Genomic DNA, 1,317 nt, shown 5'->3' with positions numbered 1-1,317 from the left:
TCCGCCGGCGGTGGCGGCAAGGGCATGCGCATCGCGCATTCGAAGAGCGAGGTTGCCGAAGGCTTCAACCTTGCCAAGGCCGAGGCGAAAGCCTCGTTCGGCGACGACCGCGTCTTCGTCGAAAAGTTCATCGTCGATCCCCGCCACATCGAGATCCAGGTGCTGGGCGACAAGCACGGCAACGTCATCTATCTCGGCGAGCGCGAATGCTCGATCCAGCGCCGCAACCAGAAGGTCATCGAGGAGGCGCCGTCGCCGCTGCTCGATGAGGCCACCCGCCGCAAGATGGGCGAGCAGGCCGTCGCGCTGGCCAAGGCGGTGAACTACGACTCCGCCGGCACCGTCGAATTCGTCGCAGGGCAGGACAAGAGCTTTTTCTTCCTGGAGATGAACACGCGCCTTCAGGTCGAGCATCCCGTTACCGAGCTCGTCACCGGCATCGACCTCGTCGAGCAGATGCTCCGCGTAGCCGCCGGCGAGAAGCTCGCGATCACCCAGAAGGACGTTACGCTCACCGGCTGGGCGGTGGAATCCCGCCTCTACGCCGAGGACCCGTTCCGCAACTTCCTGCCCTCGATCGGGCGCCTCGTGAAGTACCGCCCGCCGGCCGAAGCCAGCCAGGACGGCATCACCGTGCGCAACGACACCGGCGTGCAGGAGGGCGGCGAGATCTCGATCCATTACGATCCGATGATCGCCAAGCTCGTCACGCATGCGCCGTCGCGCGCGGCCGCGATCGAGGCGCAGGCCACCGCGCTGGATTCGTTCTATGTCGAGGGTATCAGGCACAACATCCCGTTCCTGTCGGCGCTGATGCACCATCCGCGCTGGCGCGAGGGGCGGCTCTCGACCGGTTTCATCGCCGAGGAATTCCCCAAGGGCTTTGCCGTGCGCGTGCCCGAAGGCGAGGTCGCGCGTCGGATCGCCGCGGTCGGCGCCGCCATCGACCACGTGTTAGGGGAGCGCAAGCGGCAGATCTCGGGCCAGATGGGTGGCCGCGTCGTGCAGCGCGAGCGTCGGCGCGCGGTCTGGCTCGACCGCCAGGAGATTCTGCTCGAGGTCGGGCGCGAGGGCGATGCGATCGCGATCCGCTTCATCGATGCCGACGGCAAGGCCGGCAACGCGCATCTGCTGCAGTCCGCGTGGAAGCCGGGCGATCCGGTCTGGCAGGGCACCATCGACGGCCATTTCGTCGCGGTGCAGGCGCGCCCGATCGCCAACGGCATCCGCCTTGCGCATCAGGGCGTCGAGGTGCCGGTCTATGTCTGGACCGAGGCGGAAGCAACCTCGGCGCGGCTGATGCCGGTGACGACGGCC

1 protein-coding gene is annotated in these 1,317 nt (G+C 67.5%); it reads left to right on the top strand.

Annotated features, from left to right (window positions below):
• Positions 1-1,317: acetyl-CoA carboxylase (locus QJT78_RS51355; protein WP_038946009.1), on the top strand; the 1,317-nt coding region annotated here is incomplete at both ends.

This window comes from Bradyrhizobium sp. Mp27 (assembly GCF_029953005.1).
GTDB lineage: Bacteria > Pseudomonadota > Alphaproteobacteria > Rhizobiales > Xanthobacteraceae > Bradyrhizobium > Bradyrhizobium barranii.
This window is presented reverse-complemented; position numbering and strand designations above follow the sequence as displayed.